Annotated in this window: 16 protein-coding genes; 9 read left to right on the top strand and 7 right to left on the bottom strand. The window is 72.0% G+C overall.

Annotated elements, in window-relative coordinates; translation table 11 throughout:
* The first annotated feature begins 72 nt into the window (after positions 1 to 72).
* Genes BC793_RS06630 through BC793_RS06610 form a run of 5 tightly spaced genes read left to right on the top strand, consistent with a single transcriptional unit; the run spans position 73 to position 7,835 of the window.
* Positions 73 to 1,539 (top strand): pyridoxal phosphate-dependent decarboxylase family protein, encoded by a 1,467-nt coding sequence (locus BC793_RS06630; RefSeq protein ID WP_203896018.1) that lies wholly within the window; start codon positions 73 to 75, stop codon positions 1,537 to 1,539.
* On the top strand, positions 1,539 to 2,819 hold the full coding sequence (locus tag BC793_RS06625; protein WP_109590189.1) for a lysine N(6)-hydroxylase/L-ornithine N(5)-oxygenase family protein: 1,281 nt from the start codon (positions 1,539 to 1,541) through the stop codon (positions 2,817 to 2,819). The genes BC793_RS06630 and BC793_RS06625 overlap by 1 nt, the downstream gene beginning before the upstream one ends.
* Positions 2,816 to 5,017 carry a GNAT family N-acetyltransferase gene (locus BC793_RS06620; RefSeq protein ID WP_109590187.1) on the top strand — a complete coding sequence of 734 codons (2,202 nt, stop codon included), beginning with the start codon at positions 2,816 to 2,818 and terminating at the stop codon, positions 5,015 to 5,017. Before BC793_RS06625 ends, BC793_RS06620 begins: the two co-directional genes overlap by 4 nt.
* Positions 5,014 to 7,353, top strand: a complete 2,340-nt coding sequence (locus BC793_RS06615) for a GNAT family N-acetyltransferase (RefSeq protein ID WP_109590185.1) — start codon at positions 5,014 to 5,016, stop codon at positions 7,351 to 7,353. The genes BC793_RS06620 and BC793_RS06615 overlap by 4 nt, the downstream gene beginning before the upstream one ends.
* 32 nt (positions 7,354 to 7,385) lie before the next feature.
* Positions 7,386 to 7,835 carry a YdeI/OmpD-associated family protein gene (locus BC793_RS06610; protein WP_109590183.1) on the top strand — a complete coding sequence of 150 codons (450 nt, stop codon included), beginning with the start codon at positions 7,386 to 7,388 and terminating at the stop codon, positions 7,833 to 7,835.
* A 66-nt stretch (positions 7,836 to 7,901) separates the two neighbouring features.
* On the opposite strand, the gene BC793_RS06605 is transcribed toward BC793_RS06610, so the two are convergent.
* Positions 7,902 to 9,056, bottom strand: coding sequence for a hypothetical protein (locus BC793_RS06605; protein WP_109590181.1), 1,155 nt, complete (start codon positions 9,054 to 9,056; stop codon positions 7,902 to 7,904).
* A gap of 121 nt (positions 9,057 to 9,177) precedes the next feature.
* Here BC793_RS06605 and BC793_RS06600 point away from each other — a divergent pair, with 121 nt between their 5' ends.
* Entirely contained in the window at positions 9,178 to 9,822 is a 645-nt protein-coding gene (locus BC793_RS06600; protein WP_109590421.1) for a SemiSWEET transporter, read from the top strand.
* 45 nt (positions 9,823 to 9,867) lie between these two features.
* On the opposite strand, the gene BC793_RS06595 is transcribed toward BC793_RS06600, so the two are convergent.
* The 6 genes from BC793_RS06595 to cbiE form a co-directional block, all read right to left on the bottom strand.
* Positions 9,868 to 10,605 (bottom strand): SDR family oxidoreductase, encoded by a 738-nt coding sequence (locus BC793_RS06595; protein ID WP_109590179.1) that lies wholly within the window; start codon positions 10,603 to 10,605, stop codon positions 9,868 to 9,870.
* 318 nt (positions 10,606 to 10,923) lie between these two features.
* Positions 10,924 to 11,820: a hypothetical protein gene (locus tag BC793_RS06590; RefSeq protein ID WP_109590177.1), complete on the bottom strand. Its 897-nt coding sequence runs from the start codon at positions 11,818 to 11,820 to the stop codon at positions 10,924 to 10,926.
* The gene (locus BC793_RS06585; protein WP_109590175.1) at positions 11,817 to 12,458 is read right to left on the bottom strand and encodes a hypothetical protein; all 642 of its coding nucleotides are present in this window, start codon (positions 12,456 to 12,458) and stop codon (positions 11,817 to 11,819) included. The genes BC793_RS06590 and BC793_RS06585 overlap by 4 nt, the downstream gene beginning before the upstream one ends.
* 53 nt (positions 12,459 to 12,511) lie before the next feature.
* Complete coding sequence (locus BC793_RS06580; RefSeq protein WP_203896017.1) at positions 12,512 to 13,252, bottom strand: cobalt-precorrin-6A reductase; 741 nt, start codon at positions 13,250 to 13,252, stop codon at positions 12,512 to 12,514.
* Positions 13,253 to 13,254: 2 nt separating this feature from the next.
* Positions 13,255 to 14,034 carry a precorrin-4 C(11)-methyltransferase gene (cobM, locus tag BC793_RS06575; protein ID WP_109590419.1) on the bottom strand — a complete coding sequence of 260 codons (780 nt, stop codon included), beginning with the start codon at positions 14,032 to 14,034 and terminating at the stop codon, positions 13,255 to 13,257.
* Positions 14,031 to 15,236, bottom strand: coding sequence for a precorrin-6y C5,15-methyltransferase (decarboxylating) subunit CbiE (gene cbiE, locus BC793_RS06570; RefSeq protein WP_109590171.1), 1,206 nt, complete (start codon positions 15,234 to 15,236; stop codon positions 14,031 to 14,033). The genes cobM and cbiE overlap by 4 nt, the downstream gene beginning before the upstream one ends.
* A 155-nt stretch (positions 15,237 to 15,391) precedes the next feature.
* On the opposite strand from cbiE, the gene BC793_RS06565 reads away from it, so the two are divergent.
* From BC793_RS06565 to BC793_RS06555, 3 genes are read left to right on the top strand one after another with little or no spacing between them, the layout of a single operon-like run.
* Positions 15,392 to 17,002 (top strand): ferredoxin reductase family protein, encoded by a 1,611-nt coding sequence (locus BC793_RS06565; protein WP_109590169.1) that lies wholly within the window; start codon positions 15,392 to 15,394, stop codon positions 17,000 to 17,002.
* Positions 17,003 to 17,027: 25 nt separating this feature from the next.
* Positions 17,028 to 17,543 carry an FMN-binding protein gene (locus BC793_RS06560; RefSeq protein WP_109590167.1) on the top strand — a complete coding sequence of 172 codons (516 nt, stop codon included), beginning with the start codon at positions 17,028 to 17,030 and terminating at the stop codon, positions 17,541 to 17,543.
* 32 nt (positions 17,544 to 17,575) lie between these two features.
* On the top strand, positions 17,576 to 18,304 hold the full coding sequence (locus BC793_RS06555) for an FAD:protein FMN transferase (RefSeq protein WP_109590165.1): 729 nt from the start codon (positions 17,576 to 17,578) through the stop codon (positions 18,302 to 18,304).
* The last annotated feature ends 11 nt before the right edge of the window (positions 18,305 to 18,315 follow it).

Raw genomic sequence — 18,315 nt, 5'->3', positions numbered from 1 at the left:
AGTTTCCTTCCCGTGTCCGGCCGGTTAGCCTCCCCTCAGGTTAGGTAAGGTTTACCTTATTGGAGGCCCCCGTTGGAGCGGTCCGAGTCCCCGCATCTGTTCTCCGGCTCCACGTTGGACAGTTACACGTCCGGTGTGTGGCACGCGTCGGCGCTGCTCGCCGACAGGGTGAAGGCAGTGCGGCAGCCGTACTCCGGCGCAGCCGTCGGCGAGTTGCAGGAACAGGTCGACGCGGTCGATCTGGACCGGCCCCTCGGTGACACCGGCGCGGCACTGCACGAAGTCGCCCGGCTCTACCTGGACAACGCCGTCTGGTTCCACGAGCCGACCTACGTCGCTCACCTGAACTGCCCGGTCGCCATCCCCGCGCTCAGTGCCGAAGTGCTGATCTCGGCGGTCAACTCGTCTGTGGACACCTGGGACCAGAGCACCGCCGGCACGCTCATCGAGCGCCGCCTGATCGACTGGACGGCCGGGCGGATCGGGTTCGGCCCGGGCGCCGACGGCATCTTCACCAGCGGCGGCACCCAGTCCAACCTCCAGGCCCTGCTGCTGGCCCGGGAGGAGACCCTGGAAGGGCTGCCCCGCTCGGCGAGCCTGGAGAAGCTGCGGATCTTCGCGACCACCGAGAGCCACTTCAGCGTCAGCAAGTCCGCCGGCATCCTCGGTATGGCCGCCGACGCCGTGGTCGGCGTCGCCACCGACGGCACCGGGCGGATGGACACCACCGCGCTGGCCGCCGCGATCGAGGACGTACGCCGCGACGGCGGCATCCCGATGGCCGTGGTCGCCACCGCCGGCACCACCGACCTGGGCCGCCTCGACCCGGTCGCCGAGATCGCCGCGATCTGCGAGAGCCAGGGCATCTGGTTCCACGTCGACGCCGCGTACGGCTGTGGCCTGCTCGTCTCCACCCGCCGCCGGCACCTGCTGGACGGCATCGAGCGCGCCGACTCGGTCACCGTGGACTTCCACAAGAGCTACTTCCAGCCGGTCAGCTCCAGCGCGATCGTGGTGCGCCGGGGCGAGACGATGCGCCGGATCGCGGTGCACGCCGACTACCTGAACCCGCGGGCCGCCGCCGTGCCGAACCAGGTCGACAAGAGCCTGCAGACCACCCGCCGCTTCGACGCGCTGAAGCTGTGGATGACGCTGCGGACCATGGGCGCCGAGCAGATCGGCGACATGTTCGACGCGGTCGTCGACCGGGCGCACGACGCCTACCTGATGATCGGCGACGACGCGGACTTCGAGGCGGTGGCCGCACCGACCCTGAGCACGGTGCTGTTCCGCTACCGGCCGGCCGGCATGGGCGTCGCCGAGTGCGACGAGCTGATGCCGAAGCTGCGGCAGCGGCTCTTCTACGGCGGCCGGGCGATCGTCGCCGGCACCACCATCGGCGGCCACTACTGGCTCAAGTTCACGCTGCTCAACCCGAACACGACGATGGGCAACCTGCGCGACGTGCTGGACCTGATCCGCGGGATCGGCCGCGAGATGACCGGCGAGCGCGACGAGGCGACGGCGGTGATGGCCTGATGCACACCTACGACTTCGCAGCGATCGGAGTCGGCCCCTTCAACCTCGGCCTGGCCGCGCTGACCGAGGACCTGGCCGACGTCGACGGGATCTTCCTGGAGCAGCGGGCCGAGTTCGACTGGCACCCCGGCCTGATGCTGGACGGCGTCACGATCCAGGTCCCGTTCCTCGCCGACCTGGTCACCATGGCCGATCCGACCAACCGGTTCTCGTTCCTCAACTACCTCAAGCAGGTGGGCCGGCTCTACCCGTTCTACATCCGGGAGAGCTTCTTCCCGCTGCGCGCCGAGTACAACGAGTACTGCAGGTGGGCGGCCCGGCAGCTGACGTCGATCCGGTGGAACACCCGGGTCGACACGGTCACCCACGACGGCGAGGCGTACCTCGTGCACACGAACGGCGAGACCTACCGGGCCCGCAAGCTGGTCCTCGGCATCGGCACCGCGCCGCGGATCCCGGCCGCCGTCGACCAGGGACCGTACGTGCACAGCGCCGACTACCTGCCCAACAAGGCGAAGCTTCAGGGCCTCGACTCGATCACGATCATCGGCAGCGGGCAGAGTGCCGCCGAGATCTACCTCGACCTGCTCAACGAGATCGAGACGTACGGCTACCACCTGAGCTGGATCACCCGGTCACCGCGGTACTTCCCGATGGAGTACACGAAGCTGACCCTCGAGATGACCTCGCCCGACTACATCCGCTACCACCAGGCACTGCCGATGGACGTGCGGGACCGGCTCGGCCGCGAGCAGCGCAACCTCTACAAGGGCATCAGCGGTGACCTGGTCGACGCCATCTACGAGACGCTCTACGCCAAGAGCCTGACCGGCCCGGTGCCGACCACCCTGCTCACCGGCACCGCACTGGACGGCGTCATCTGGGACGGGGAGCGCTGGACCCTGGCCCTGGAACATCAGCAGCAGGGCCGCTCGTTCACCGCGACCACCCAGGGCCTGGTCCTCGCCACCGGGTACGCCCCGCGCGTGCCCTCCTTCCTGGACCCGGTCCGCGACCGGATCAACTGGGACGCCCGCGGCCGCTTCGACGTGACCGTCGACTACGCCGTGGACTCCGCCGGTGACGAGGTGTTCGTGCAGAACGCCGCCGAGCACACGCACAGCGTCACCGACCCCGACCTCGGCATGGGCCCGTACCGCAACAGCGTGATCCTGCGGGCGATCACCGGCCGGGAGATCTACCGGGTCGAGGAGTCGATCGCGTTCCAGCAGTTCGGCGCCCCCACCGCCGACATCCCCCGACAGTTGGTGAACCAGTGAGACTCGTACCCCTCGACCTCGATCGTGACCTCGACCTTCTGCATGCCTGGGTGACGCATCCGCGGTCGCACTACTGGGGGCTGCAGGGTGCCACCCCGGAACGGGTCCGCGAGGAGTACCAGAAGATCGCCGACGACCCGCACCACCACGCGTGGCTCGGACTCGACGACGACGAGAGCCCGCTGTTCCTCGCCGAGACCTACGATCCGGCGCACAGCGAGCTGGCGCGGCACTACGACGTGCCGGCCGGTGACATCGGCATGCACGTGCTGGTCGCGCCACCGACCGGCAGGCCCCGGTCGGGTGTCACCTCCGCGGTGATGCGGGCGGTCATGGACTTCTGCTTCGCCGACTCCCGTATCGAACGGGTCGTCGTCGAGCCGGACGTACGCAACGAGGCCATCGCGCGCAAGAACGCCGAGGTCGGGTTCGTCGAGGAACGGCACGTCCCCCTGCACGACAAGGTCGCCCGGCTGAGTTTCTGCACGCGGGCGGCGTACACGATGAGCGTCCCGCACCTGCGGCCGGAGGCCATCGCGTTCGCCCACCGCCGGCTGATCGCGAAGGCGATCGCCGAGTTCAGCCACGAGCGCCTGATCACGCCCGTCCCGCTCGGCGGCGACCGGTTCGAGGTCGGCGCGAACACCTTCACCGCGAAGCGCCACCCGCTGGAGCACTGGGTGATCGACCCGGAGTCGCTCGACGGGCCGCTGGACGCGCTCGACTTCATCGCCGGCCTGCGCGAGACGCTCGGCATTCCGGAGAAACTGCTCGGCACCTACCTGGAGGAGATCTCGGCGACGCTGGCCGGGACCGCCTGGAAGTACGCGCACCGCCGGGAGACCGCCGAGGACCTGGTGCACGCGAGCTTCCAGACCATCGAGGCGGCGATGACCGAGGGCCACCCCGGGTTCGTGGCCAACAACGGGCGGATCGGTTACGGTCTCGCCGACCACGAGGCCTATGCGCCGGAGGCCGGGCAGGCGGTCCGGTTGCGGTGGGTGGCCATCCGCCGGGACGAGAGCGTCTTCGTGTACGACGGCGACGAGCGCGCGCACTACGCCGACGAGCTGGGCCCGCTCCTGGACCGGTTCGAGCGGCAGCTGCGGGGACACGGACTGGACCCGGCCGACTACCGGTACCTGCCGGTGCACCCGTGGCAGTGGGAGCACAAGGTCACCGTCACGTTCGCGCCGGACGTGGCCCGCCGGGCGATCGTCCCGCTCGACGCCGGTCCCGACCGCTACCGGGCACAGCAGTCGATCCGGACGTTCTTCAACGTCGACCGGCCCGAACGCCACTACGTGAAGACCGCGATCGCCGTGCAGAACATGGGCTTCCTGCGCGGGCTGTCCCCGAAGTACATGCGGGCCACCCCGCCGATCAACGACTGGGTCGCGTCGGTCGTGGAGGGTGACGAGGAACTGCGCGCCTGCGGTTTCGGGGTCCTGCGGGAGCTGGCGGCGATCGGGTACACCGGCGACGCCTACCACCGGACCGGGACGCCCAGCGCGTACACCAAGATGCTCGCCGCCCTGTGGCGCGAGAGCCCGGTCACGCGCATCACCGCGAACGAGCGGCTCGCCACGATGGCCAGCCTCCTGCACCGCGACCGGGACGGGAACTCCCTGACCGCCGCCCTGATCCGGGAGTCCGGCGTGCCGGCCGCCACGTGGGTGGCGAGCTACCTGCGCGCCTACCTGCGGCCGATCGTGCACTGCCTGCTCCAGCACGACCTCGCGTTCATGCCGCACGGCGAGAACCTGATCCTCGTGCTGGAGAACCACGTACCGACCCGGGTGTTCATGAAGGACATCGGCGAGGAGGTGGCGGTCATGAACGACCAGCCGCTGCCGCCCGAGGTCGAGCGGATCCGCATCGACGTCACCGACGAGATCAAGGAACTGGCTCTCTTCACCGACGTGTTCGACGGCTTCCTGCGCCACCTGGCCGGGATCCTCGACACCGACGGGATCCTGAGCGCCGCCGAGTTCTGGGCGCTCGCCGGCGACTGCGTCCGCGAGCACGCCAAGGACCACCCGCACCTGGCCGGGCGGCTCGACCTGCTGCGGCCGACCTTCCGGCACTCCTGCCTGAACCGGCTGCAACTGCGCAACACGCTCCAGATGGTGGACCTCACCGATCAGGCCGGCTCGCTGATCTTCGCGGGCGAACTGGAGAACCCGATCGCGGCATGAAGCTCTACCGCGACGAACACGGCATCCCGCACCTGCGAGCCGGGTCGGTCCTCGACCTGGCCTGGCTCCAGGGGCGGGTGACCGCGACCGACCGGGGCCGGCAGATCACGGTGGAACGGCTGCGATCGGAGGGCCGTCTCGCCTCCGTCGCCGGAGTCTCCGAGCTGGGCTGGGACCGTTTCGCCCGCCGGGTCCGGCTCGACGACACCGCGCGGCGTTCCTTCGCCGAACTCGACGTCTCGACCCGGCAGTGGCTGGAAACGTATGCCGACGGGGTCCGCGCCGGTGGCATCGAGTGGCATCCGTGGTCGTCGCTCGGCGTCTTCCAGGTGCAGCACATCCTGTTCGGCACGTTCGGCAACAAGCTGTGGCGGGCGCACGTCGAACGGACCCTCGGTGCCGACGCGCTCGGCTGGTTCGCGATCGAGGGGCCCGGCGGCTCCGGCAGCAACGCCTGGACCGTGCCCGGCGAGATCGCCGGTGACCCGCACCGGCTGCTCGAACTGCCCGGCGTCTACCAGCAGATCCGCCTCGCCTGCCCGGCGTTCGACGTGGCCGGGCTCACCTTCCCCGGCGTCCCCGGCGTGCAGCACTTCGGCCACGCCGGGTCGGTGGCGTGGGCGATCACCAACGCGATGGCCGACTACCAGGACCTCTACATCGAGGAACTGCGCCCGGCCGGCACCGGGCTCCAGGCCCGCGGCGCGAACGGCTGGGAGCCGGTGGTCACCCATCAGGAGACGATTCTCGTACGCGACGAGGAACCGGTCGTGGTCGATGTCATCGAGACGGCCCGTGGACCGGTCATCGATGGGAACCTGAGTCTTCGTACCCCCGCGCGGTCCGCTTCTGATCTGGGTTTCGACGCCCTGCTGCCGCTGCTGCACGCCTCCACGGTGGACGACGTCGCCGACGCCCTGTCCCGCTGGGTGGAACCGGTGAACAGCGTCCTCACCGCCGACTCCACCGGCCGGGCCCTGCAACTGACCGTCGGCCGGGTGCCGCAGCGCGACGACCGCAACCGCCTCGTCCCGGTGCCCGCCTGGGAACCGCGGTACGCCTGGAAGCCGGAGTGGGCGCCGATGTTCCGCGCCCCCGTCACGTCGGCGGTCAACGCCAACGACCGGCGGCCGGACACCGCACCGTACGGAGTGGACTTCGCGCCCCCGGCCCGCGCCCGCCGGATCCGGGAACTGCTCGCCCTCGGGGTGCCGCACGAGTCGATCCACATGGACACCGCCCTCCCGGCCGACTCGGCCGACGCGGGGCACCGGATGGCCCGGCAGGCCGCCGTGGCCCGTGCGGTGTGTGACCTGCCCGCCCTGCGGCCGCTCTTCGCACCGTCCGGGCACGACCCGCTCTTCGCCCCCTGGACCGACCCGCGCGCCCGCGTCGGCATCGCCCTGGACGGGGTGCTCGCCGGGCTCGGCGTCGATCCGGCGGTACCGGACCCGCTCCCGGACACCCCCTGGGGCGACCGGCACCTGCTGTACCCGCTCCAGCTGCCCGGCCTGGACGCCGTCGTGCCGCAGATCCGGCTCGGCGGGTCCGCCGGGTGCGTGCTCAACACGTCCAGCGTGCCCGGCGTCAGCGACCTGTGCTGGCGCGGACCGGTCGCCCGCTACGTCTGGGACCTCACCGACCGGCGGCGCAGCCGGTGGATCGTCCCGTTCGGCGCCTCGGACGACCCGTCGTCCCCGCACTTCCTGGACCAGCTGCCGCTCTGGGCGTCCGGTGAACTCGTCCCGCTCGTCACCGACTGGGAACTACTGACGGAGGAACCCGTGATCGTCTTCTCGGAGAAACTGCCCGGGCTCGGCGAGCTGACCATGATCCCGCTCGACCCGGCGGCCCACGCGCCGATCGTGCACGCCTGGGTGATCAGGGAGCGCAACCGGTTCTGGGGCATGGGACAGCACACCGTCCAGGACGTCGAGGAGATCTACGGGTTCGTCGACGGCCTCGACAGCCACCACGCGTACCTGCTGTCGCTCGACGACGGGCCGATCGGGGTGTTCCAGACCTACGAGCCGTCACAGGACCCGGTGGGGGAGTGCTACGACGTACGGCCCGGGGACTTCGGGCTGCACCTGCTCCTCGACGCCGAGGGGCGGGAACTGCCGCACCTGACCAGTGCGGTCTTCCCGGCGCTGCTGCGGCACCTGTTCGCCGACCCGTCCCGCCGGCGGATCATCGCCGAACCGGACATCCGCAACGAACGGATGATCGCCCGCCTGCAACGGGAGGGGTTCGACCTCGGCCCGGAGATCGACCTCGGGCACAAGAGGGCCCGGCTCACCTTCCTCGACCGGGACCGTTTCGAAGCCGGAAGCTGATCCGAGGTCCCCGGTTGGCTATCGTCTCGGGCATGAAGTACCGGGGTGAGCTGGAGAAGACCGGGGGGAACACCACCGGGTTCCGTATTCCCGACGAGTTCGTGGCCGGGCTCGGCGGTGGCGGGCGGCCCAAGGTGGTCGTGCGGGCCGGCGACTTCGAGTTCCGGTCCTCCATCGCCCGGATGGGCGGCGAGTACTGGCTCGGTGTCAGCGCCGAGCGGCGAGCCGCCGGCGGGCTCGACGGTGGGCAGGTCTATGACCTCGACATCGAGCTGGACGCCGCTCCCCGTACCGTCGAGGTGCCGGACGACCTTGCGGCGGCGCTGGCCGCCGAACCGGACACCAGGGCCTTCTGGGAGTCGATCTCGGTCAGCAACCAGAAATGGCATGCCGGGCAGCTGACCTCGGCGAAGACGGCCGAGACCCGCGCCCGGCGACTGGCCGCGTCACTCGCCCTGCTGCGGGCCGGCAAGGCACGCTGAACCGGCCGGACCGGCCGCGTCACTCGGCCTGCCGCGGCCGGCAAGGCACGCTGAACCGGCCGGACGTCACAGCGGGCGGAAGGCGGTCTCCGGGTCGAGGAGCCGCACCCACGACGGGCGATACCGGGGCTGGCGGGCGTCCATCTCCTCCTGAAGGTTCGTCCGCCACGGGCCGGAGACGCCGTCGTCGTGCCACCAGGGCGGCCAGGAGTCGTAGCGCCGCTCCACGTGCACGGCGGACGCGCTCGTCTCCACCCGCAGGAACAGCCACCGGCCGTACCGCGGATCGGACTCGGCCCGGCGCAGTGCCCGGACCAGCTCGGTGAGCCGCCGGAAGGTGGCGTAACGCTCCTCGTCCGGTCGCTCGGCCGGCGGGCGCTCCCCGGACTGCACGCTGAAACTCGTGGCGTCCGCATACGCCAGCAGCGAGCACCGCCCGTCGGCGTGCGGCGCCCGGTCCTGCAGCCAGCCGACGAGCGTGTCCAGCTCGGCGGTGGTGGGCGGTGCCGGCCGGGACACCTCGGCCGCATCCCGCATCGCCGACCAGACCAGCCGGTCGTGCTCGCCGTGGCTGAGCCGGCGGACCCGGCGCATCGGCGGCCGCCGGCCGGGCGCGATCCGCGGCGCGGCGCTGCCCGGCACCAGACCGCCCCGGGCCGCCGTGGCCATCGCCGCCGCCAGATCCGGCACCCCGTCGACCAGCAGATCGGTGAGGTGCGCCGGGGACACCTCGGCCCGCACCGCGGCGACGACCAGCCGCTCAGCCGCCGGGCGGGGACCGAACCGGCTCAGCGCGCCGAGCGTGCGCTCCCCGGTCAGCAGCGGCCCGGCCAGATCCGTCATGCCGTCGGGCCGGCCGTCCCGGTAACGCACCCGCGACCAGCGGCCGCTCTCGTGCCAGATGACGAAACCCAGCCGGTCCCGCTCGGCGAGGGGAGCCAGCGTGTCCCACGGGAGCCAGTCGGGGGCGCCGGTCAGCGGATCGGCTGGCGGATCGTCGCGCATGGCCGCACTGTGCTCGTGATGATCGCCGTAGAGCACCGCGCGACGACCGTCAAGCAGGGCGAACCGGGCCCAGCCCCCGTCCTGCCGATCCCGGCGCGCCCCGTGGTCGTCGATCGACCAGGAGCCGGTGCGGCCGAGGGCGACATGGGTGGTGCTCAACGTCGCCCAGCGGATCCAGAGCAGTCCGGGCGCGGGGAGGTCCACGTCGGTCAGCATCTGTCCACTGTGCCAAATGGGGGGTGGTCCCCGGCACCCCCGGGGTGCCGGTTCGGTGCGATCGGTAGTGAGACGGGTGCGGGTCGTCAGCGACGGCCGGGACCGCCCGAACGGATCCGCGATGCTTACCCACGTCTTCGGCCTTCTCGGTGCCGCCCTGTCCATGTCGATCGCCTGGCCGCAGGTCTACCGCTCGTGCGTGCGCCGCCGCACCAACGGCCTGTCCGCCACCGCCTGCATGCTGAGCGTCGCCATGCCGCTCGGCTGGGTCACCTACGGCCTGCTGATCGGCGACCGCTTCCAGGTCGTGACGAACACGGTCAGCGCCTCCACCGGGCTCGCCATCCTGATCGCGCTGCTCGCCGCCCGGCCCGACGCCCGTTCCGGCCGGGCACTGCTGGCCAGCGCGGGTGCGGCCGCCGGGGTGCTCCTCGTGGTGCTGTGCACCGCCGCCTCCGCGGCACTGCCCCAGGTCACCGGGCCGCGGGCGGCCGCCATGCTGGGAACGGCGCTGGCCGCGGTGTCGTTCGTCTCCGCGGTACCCCAGCCGCTCGCCCTCCTCCGCGACCGCCACCAGGACATCTCCGGGCTCTCCCCGCTGCGCTGGACGCTGGCCGCCGCCGCCTGCGGATCGTGGCTGGCCTACGGCATCGGCGTCGGCCAGCCCGCCGTGTGGGCTTCCGCCCTGGTCGGGCTGACCAGCTCGCTCATCGTCTGCTCGGTGCTGTTCGCCCGCCGCAGCGCCCTGGTCCCCGCGACCGCCTAGGCCCAACCGGGCCGGTGTTCGTGGGCGGTCCGGCCGCGGTCGTTCTCAGCGGCGCTGGCCGGCCAGCCATGTGTCCAGAGTGGTCGGGGCCAGGAAGGCCGACGGGCCCGCGACGAGGGCGTCGACCGGGATGTCGGCGCCGAAGAACGGGCGACCGTCGCTCGTCACCCGCTGGCCGGGGGCGGCCAGCCGGCGGCCGATCTCGTCCAGGGCCAGTGCCTCCGGCCCGGCCACCTCGACGGTGCCGTCGGCCGGGGCCGATTCGGCGATCCCGGCCAGGTGGGTGACCAGATCGGACAGCGCGATCGGCTGCACCCGGACCGGAGCCAGGGTGATCTCGTCGCCCCGCGTGTTGGCCTGCATGATGACGTCCAGGAACTCGAAGAACTGGGCGGCCCGCACGATCGTGTACGGCACCCCGCCCGACCGAACCGCCGCCTCCTGGGCCAGTTTCGCCCGGTAGTACGCCAGATCCGAGGCCGGCTCCAGGCCGATGACCGACAGCACCACATGATGCCGGACCCCCGCCTTGGCTCCGGCGGTGGTCAGGTTCTCCGAGGTCGCCCGGAAGAACTCGGTCGCCTCGGCCGCACCCGCCGATGGCGGATTGGTGACGTCGATCACGATGTCAGTTCCGGTCAGGACCTGTTCCAGACCGTCCCCGGTGAACGCGTTCACCCCGGTCGACGGGGAAGCCGGCACCGCCTCGTGGCCGCGCGCCCGCAAAGCCTCCACCAACAGCCGCCCGGTCTGCCCGGTGCCGCCCACCACAACGATCCGCATGTCCTACTCCTCGCGAGGTCAGATCCGGCTGGTTCCCACCGCTGTCTCAGCGTGCTCGAGACAGCGGTGACGTCCAGCCGGTAGTTGGTGGCTGGTTCTCACCGCTGTTTCGGCGTGGTTGAGGCAGCGGTGGTGTCCAGCCGGTGGTTGGTGGCTGGTTCTCACCGTTGTCTCGGCGTGGTTGAGGCAGCGGTGACGTCCAGCCGGTGGTTGGTGGCTGGTTCCCACCGCTGTTTCGGCGTGGTTGAGGCAGCGGTGGGGACCAGCCGGGTGTTTGTCCGGGACAGGGACGAGACGGGCGGGGCGGATGTGACAGCGTCAGTGGCGGGGGAGTTCGCTCTGGGCGGCGGCCAGCCAGTCGAGGGCGTACTCCAGATCGATCGCGGCAGCCCGGCGCCGGTGCGAACGGTGGTGGCGGGCCGCGGCGGCGCACGCTTCGATCCGGCGGCGGAACGCGACATACCGGTAGTGGTCGTCGATCGGCGCCGGACCGTCGACGGTGGCGCGGTCCCACCGGCGGCGCAGATGCCGCAGCAGGGCGACGGCAAGCAGGGCTGTCCACAGGGCGGCCACCGCGGTCAGGGCCAGCGGCAGTGGCGCGATCACCGGGACGGCGTCGGCGGGCAGCGTCACCGGGAAGACGTCGGCCGGCGCGGGCACGTCACCGGCCGGCATGGCGTTCGCGGGCACGTCACCGGCCGGTTGCGCAGGGCTGGGGGCATTGCCGGCCGGTTGCGCAGGGCTGGGTGCATTGTCGGCCGGTTGCGCTGGGCTGGGGGCATTGCCAGCTGGTGGCGCAGGGCTGGGTGCATTGTCGGCTGGTTGCGCAGGGCTGGGTGTATTGCCGGCCGGTGGCGCGGGCGCGGGTGCATTGCCGGACGGTAGGGCGTGTGGGGGGAGATCGCCGGGAGGGAGCATTTTCGCCGGGATACCGGTGAGCAGCAGGACCGTCGCCGTCAGGAGGCCGGTGACGGCGCCGAGCAGGACGGCGAACGGGTCGGCGGGGCGGCGATCCGCTCCACCGCGGCCGGCCGCCGCTCGAACCCGGCGACGGGCCTGGCCCAGCCGGGCGAAGATGACCCGGTCCGGACGGTCCGCCGACCAGTCCCGGCTCTGCGCGTCGGTGATCACGGCGTGCAGATCGCGGTCGATGGCCGCCGCGCGGGGCCGGTTCTCCCCGGAGAACGGGTCCTCGCGCACCAGCGAACGCATCACGGCGGGTCCTTCCGGAGGTCGCCGAGGTGGCGTTCGACACAGTCGACGGCCTGGCACAGCAACTGGTCGGCGTGGGCCAGACGGCGGACCACCGGATCGGTGCGGATGGCGCGGCGCAGTTCCGGCGCACTCCAGTTGCCGGCCCCGGCCTGCCGCAGCGCGGCCGAGACGAGCCGGACCCGGGCCTGCAGCAGCCGATCGGGCACCCCGGCCAGGCCGGCTTCCGGTGATGTCGCCCGGACCGGCCGCGGGGACAGGTGGGCGGCGGCCCGGGCGAGGCGGCGGCGGCCGGTCAGGGTGTAGACGTGACGACCGGCCCACGGGATGGTCGCGAACATGATCAGGAGCGTGGTCCCGGAGAGGGCGAGGGTCCCGCCGGAGCCGAGGCCCAGCGCACCGGCGAGCGCCGCCGAACCCGCCACCACCAGGAACGTCGCGAGCGTCACCAGGATCAGCCGGGTCGGTGCGGCGAGCACGCCGGCGGCCTCGGTGACCACCTGGTCGAAAGCGGTCAGGCGGGCCGTCGCCGAGCGGAGCCAGACCTGCCCGGTGTCACCCGCGTCGCCGATCTCGGCGAGCCCGTCCGCGACGAGTGCGCGCACGGCCGCGAGTTCGGCGGGCAGCGGGCGTGCGGACATGAGTCGAGCGTCGCACTGCGGCGCGCGTCACGCAGCTCCCGGACTGTCGTGTTTCAGCGGCGCAGCGTTCGTAACCACGACGCTGCGGCGTCCGCTGTGGACACCGTGACGGCGCCGGGTGCCGCCGGGCGGTCCACCATGACGACCGGAACGCCCAGTTCACGGGCGGCGACGAGCTTCGCGTCGGAGCCGCCGCTGTCCTTGGTGACGAGTACGTCGACGCGGTGCCGGGTGATCAGTTCCCGCTCGCCCGCGACGGTGAACGGCCCCCGGTCGAGCAGCACCTCCAGGTGGCGCGGCACGGTGCCGGTGGGCGGTTCGACCGAGCGGGCCAGGAACCAGCACCCGTCGAGCCCGGCGAAATGGGCGATGCCCTGCCGTCCGGTGGTCAGGAACACCCGCCGGCCGAGGCGCGGCAGCAAACCGGCCGCCTCCGGCAGCGACGCGACGCGATGCCACTCGTCGCCCGGCCCGGCGGTCCAGCCGGGCCTTCGCAGGATCAGCAGGGGTACGCCGCAAGCCGCACACGCCGCCGCCGCGTTCCCGCTGATCGCCGCCGCGAACGGATGGGTCGCGTCGACGACCGCGCCGACCCGTTCGTCCCGCAGGTACCGGGCCAGCCCGTCCACCCCGCCGAACCCGCCGATCCGTGTCTCCCCGGCGGGCCGCAGGGGATCGGTGGTCCGCCCGGCCAGTGACGTGACGACGTCGACCTCACCGGCGATCATCCCGGCGAGCCGCCGTGCCTCGGTGGTCCCCCCGAGCAGCAGCACCCTCCCTACCGGGTCCGGCACGCTCACGGCACCGCCGGTCCCGGGTGGTGGTCGTCGTCGCCGGACCGGCAGCGGTCCGCCGAGTAGAGGTGGCTGTCCGGGAACTGGCCGGCCGTCAGGGCCGCGCCGACCACGATCACCGCGGTACGGCGTACCCCCGCGTCCTTGACCTTGCCCACGATGTCGGCGAGCGTGCCGCGCAGGATGAGCTCGTCGGGCCGGGAGGCCCGCGCCACCACCGCGACCGGGCAGTCCGCGCCGTAGTTGCCGGTCAGTTCGGCGACGACGGCGTCGATCCGCTGGACGGCGAGGTGCAGGATCATGGTGGCGCGGCTGGCGCCGAGGGTGGCCAGGTCTTCGCCGGGTGGCATGGCGGTGGCCCGTTCGGCGGTACGGGTGAGGATGACCGTCTGCGCCACCTCGGGGACGGTGAGTTCCCGCGCGAGTGCGGCGGCGGCCGCGGCGAACGCGGGTACGCCGGGCGTGACGTCGTAGGGGACGCCGGCCGCGTCGAGGCGCCGCATCTGTTCGGCGACGGCGCTGAACACCGACGGGTCGCCGGAGTGCAGCCGGGCGACGTCCACACCGGCCGTGTGGGCGGCGACCATCTCGGCGATGATCTCGTCGAGGGTCAGGTTGGCGGTGTCGACCTTGCGGGCGCCGGGCGGGCAGGCGTCCAGGAGTCCGGCCGGGACGAGGCTGCCGGCGTAGAGGCAGACCGGGGCGGCCGCGATCAGCCGGTGGCCGCGCAACGTGATCAGGTCGGCGGCGCCCGGGCCGGCGCCGATGAAGTGCACGGTCACGGGTTCACCGCCCAGATCGTCACGGGCATGGACGAGCGCCACCCGGTGAAGCCGCCGACCGGGGAGCCGCGTTGCACGGTGATCCGGGTCAGTTCGCCGCCGAGTTTGGCGTAGGCGGCGGCGACGACCGCCTCCGATTCGACCGTGACCGCGTTGGCGACGAGCCGCCCGCCGGGGCGCAGTGCGGCGAGGCAGCGGTCCAGGACTCCGTCGCGGGTCAATCCGCCTCCGATGAAGATGGTGTCCGGTGGGGGGAGCCCGTCGAGGGCGCCGGGGGCGCGGCCGTGCACCACCCGCAGGCCGGGTACGCCGAGAGCAGCCGCGTTCGCGGTGATCGTGGCGATCCGGTCGGCCGACGACTCGATCGCGATCGCCCGGCAGGCCGGGTGGCTGCGCATCCACTCGATGCCGATGCTGCCGGATCCGGCTCCTACGTCCCACAGCAGTTCGCCGGGGGCGGGGGCGAGTGCGGCCAGGGTGACCGCCCGTACCTCGCGTTTGGTCAGCTGCCCGTCGCCCTGATAGGCGTCATCGGACAGACCGGTCGTGACCGGGACGGCGGGCCCGGCACCGCACTCGATCGCGACGATGTTGAGCGGGTCGCCTTCCGGGAGGGTCCACGAGTCCGCGGTGCCGGTGACCACGCGCTGCCCGTCGCCGCCCAGCTGTTCCAGGACGGTCAGGGCCGCCGCGCCGTGGCCGCGCCGGACGAGCAGTGCCGCCACCGCCGCCGGGGTGTGCGCGCCCGCGGACAGGACGAGAATCCGACGACCGGGATTGATCAGCCGGTGGAGGGTCTCGACCGGGGCCGTGACCAGGCTCACCACGTCGGTTCGGGCGAGATCCCAGCCGAGGTGGGCGGCGGCCAGCGACACCGACGACGGATGCGGGACGACCGTGATCGACGAGGGCCCCAGAACGCGGGCCAGGGTGGTGCCGATCCCGTGGAACATCGGATCACCGCTGGCCAGTACGCACACCCGGCGGTGGCGTTCCGGTTCGAGCAGGCCGGGCAGGGAGGGGAGCAGCGGAGACGGCCACGGGACGCGGCGTGCGGCGACGGTGGCGGGCAGCAGATCCAGCTGCCGGGATCCGCCGAACACCACCTCCGCGGCGGTCAGCGCGTCCTGTGCCGTACCGGAGAGGTCCGGCCAGCCGCCGGCGCCGATGCCGACCACGGTGACCGGGTGTACGGAACTCATGCGGAGAACCTAACCTCTGGGATTTTTCCGATCTCGTTGAGCCAACTCGCCGTGATGCGCGTACCCAACCATGACGGCCTTTCCGCGCACGGGTCGTCACGTCGGCCGCATGGGGTGGCAGGCGCCGTGAGACGACTGCTGAGCAGGTGAGGACGTTGACAATTCCGGCTTTCCGGGATCAACGCGAACTTCCCGATGATGACGGGTACTTCTCCGGGCTGCGGGCCGATACTCGTCCCGGCTGGGACAACCCTTCCATGCCGCCGTGGCCGGAAGCCCAGGGGCAGCAGCAGTACGCCCAGCCCCAGTACGACCAGCCGCAGTACGGCCAGCCCTACGCCCAGCCGGACAACTACCGCCGCGGCGACATCACCGAGCCGTCGCTCACCGACCCGACCGGCTGGAAGGCCGGCACCGGTGTCCCGGTCGTCGACGAGCGGCCGCCCGGCGAGTCCACCAGCGGCAACCGGCTCCTCACCGTCCTGCTGTTCTTCTCCGGGCTCGCCACCAGCGTCGCGCTGTGGCTGTTCAACACCCGGCCGGGAGCGATCAGCGACACCGCCACCATGATGATCGCCGGCGGGCGGGTGACCGGCCTGATCGGCGGCTACCTGCTCTTCATCCAGCTGCTGATGATGAGCCGGGTCTCCTGGCTCGAGGAGTGGGTCGGCTCCCGCGACCTGCTGCGCTGGCACCGCTGGCTGGGAACCTCGCTGCTGACCTTCGTGGTCGCGCACATCGTGTTCATCGTGTACGGTTACGCGCTCACCGCCGGCACCGGTGTGGTCGAGCAGGGCTGGACCGTGATCACCACGTTCCCCGAGATGATCAGCGCCACCATCGCCACCGGCCTGCTGGTGTTCATCGCGCTGATCTCCATCCGGGCCGTCCGCAACGTGCTCAACTACGAGCTCTGGCACCTGATCCACCTGACCAGCTACGGCGTGCTGCTGCTCGGCTACGGCCACCAGATCGCCGCCGGCGCCGACATGAGCGGCAAGTTCGCCTCGGTGTTCTGGCCGGCGCTCGGCTGCATCACCATCGCCGCCCTGTTCTGGGGCCGCATCGTCGAGCCGCTGTGGCTCAACGCCCGGCACCGCTTCACCGTGGCCGAGGTCGTCGGCGAGGGCGCCAACACGTTCTCCATCTACATCGAGGGCAAGCGGCTCGACAGGCTCCCGGTACAGGCGGGCCAGTTCATGCGCTGGCGGTTCCTGACCGCGAACGGCTGGTGGCAGTCGCACCCGTTCTCGCTGTCGGCGGCCCCGAACCCGCAGTGGCTGCGGCTCACCGTCACCATCGCCGGCGGCCACACCCGCAAGCTGGCCACCATGCGCCCCGGCACGCCGATCTGGGCGGAGGGGCCGTTCGGGACGTTCACCGCCGAACGCCGTACCCGTCGCCGTGCTCTTCTGATCGCCGGCGGCAGCGGCATCGCGCCGATCCGTGCCCTGCTCGAGGACATGCCGGCCGACACCATCGTGATCTACCGGGCCAGCCGCCCGGACGAGCTGGTGTTCCGCTCCGAGCTGGAGGAACTGGCCGAGGAGCGGGACGCCTGGGTGCGCTACATCGTCGGCGGCCGCAACGACCCCGGCCCGCGCCGGCTGTTCACCCCGGACGGGCTGCGCGGCCTCGTTCCCGACGTGAACCGGCGCGACGTCTACCTGTGCGGTCCGCCCGGACTGGTGAACGCCGCCGTCGACACACTCAAGCAGCTCGATGTTCCCGACAGCCAGCTCCACCTCGACCCGTTCGAGTTCTGACCCCTACTGACTGGGAGTTTCCGCGATGCGACGCAGTACCGCAGCAGCCGTAGGCACCCTCACCGGTGCGGCCCTGATCCTCGGGGTCCGCCTGAGCGTGCAACCCGCGGCCGTCCCGGTGTCGTCCGCCCAGGCCGACAGCGCCGCCGAGGAGCCGGAGATCGACGCGGCCGGAGCAGAGGAGACCACCGCCCCGGGATCGGCGAAGAAGCCCTCCGGCAAGAAGACCACCGCCCCGGCCGGGGACGACGCCGAGGAGGACGGGCTCAAGGCCGGCACCTTCAAGGGCAAGGCCGTGCAGCACACGTACGGCACGGTCCAGGTCACCATCAAGGTCGCCGGTGGCAAGGTCACCAGCGCGAACGCGACGTACCCGACCGAGGGCTTCAGCGGCACGATCAACCCGAACGCCGTGAAGAGCCTGAACGCCTCCGCGCTCAAGGCGCAGAGCGCCGACGTCGACGCCGTCTCCGGCGCCACCCTCACCACCGGGGCCTACAAGTCGTCCCTCCAGGCGGCACTGGACAAGGCAGGCGCGTAGGGTCCAGGTTCGTGCGGCACGTCGAAGAGGTCATGGGTACGGTCGTCAGCATCGAGTTGGCGGACGACCTGCCCGAGTCCCGGCTCCGGTCGCTGGCCGACGAGACGTGCGCCTGGCTGCACGAGGTCGACGCCCGCTTCAGCACCTACAAAGACGACAGCGAGGTGTGCCGCTTCCGCCGCGGTGACCTGCGGCTGGAGGACTGCTCCGCCGACCTGCGCCTGGTCCTGGACCGCTGTGCCGACCTGTGGCGCGACACCGGCGGCTACTTCGACGCCTACGCGGGCGGGCAGCTGGACCCGTCCGGCTACGTCAAGGGCTGGTCCGTCGAGGTGGCGTCCCGGCGCCTCGCCGCCGCCGGCTCGCACCGGCACTACATCGGCGCGGGCGGCGACATCCGGATGCGCGGCAGCGGCCCCGGCGGCCGGCCGTGGCGGGTCGGTGTCCGCCACCCCTGGGAGGCCGACAAACTGGCCTGGGTGCTCAACATCACCGACGGTGCGGTCGCGACCTCCGGGACGTACGAGCGGGGCGCCCACGTGTGGAATCCGGTCTCCGGCGCCCCGGCGACCGGTCTGCGATCGGTCACCGTCGTCGGCCCCGATCTGGCCGTCGCCGACGCCTGGGCGACCGCGGCCCTGGCCATGGGCGAGCCAGGCCTCACCTGGCTGGCCAAGCGCGCCGCCGAGGGCTACGAGTCCGCCGCCGTCACCGACGACGGGCGCGCCTTCACCTCTCCCGGCCTGCCCGTCGCCGGCTGACGCCCCGGACC

The organism is Actinoplanes xinjiangensis (assembly GCF_003148685.1).
In the GTDB taxonomy this organism is placed as follows: Bacteria; Actinomycetota; Actinomycetes; order Mycobacteriales; family Micromonosporaceae; genus Actinoplanes; species Actinoplanes xinjiangensis.
This window is presented reverse-complemented; position numbering and strand designations above follow the sequence as displayed.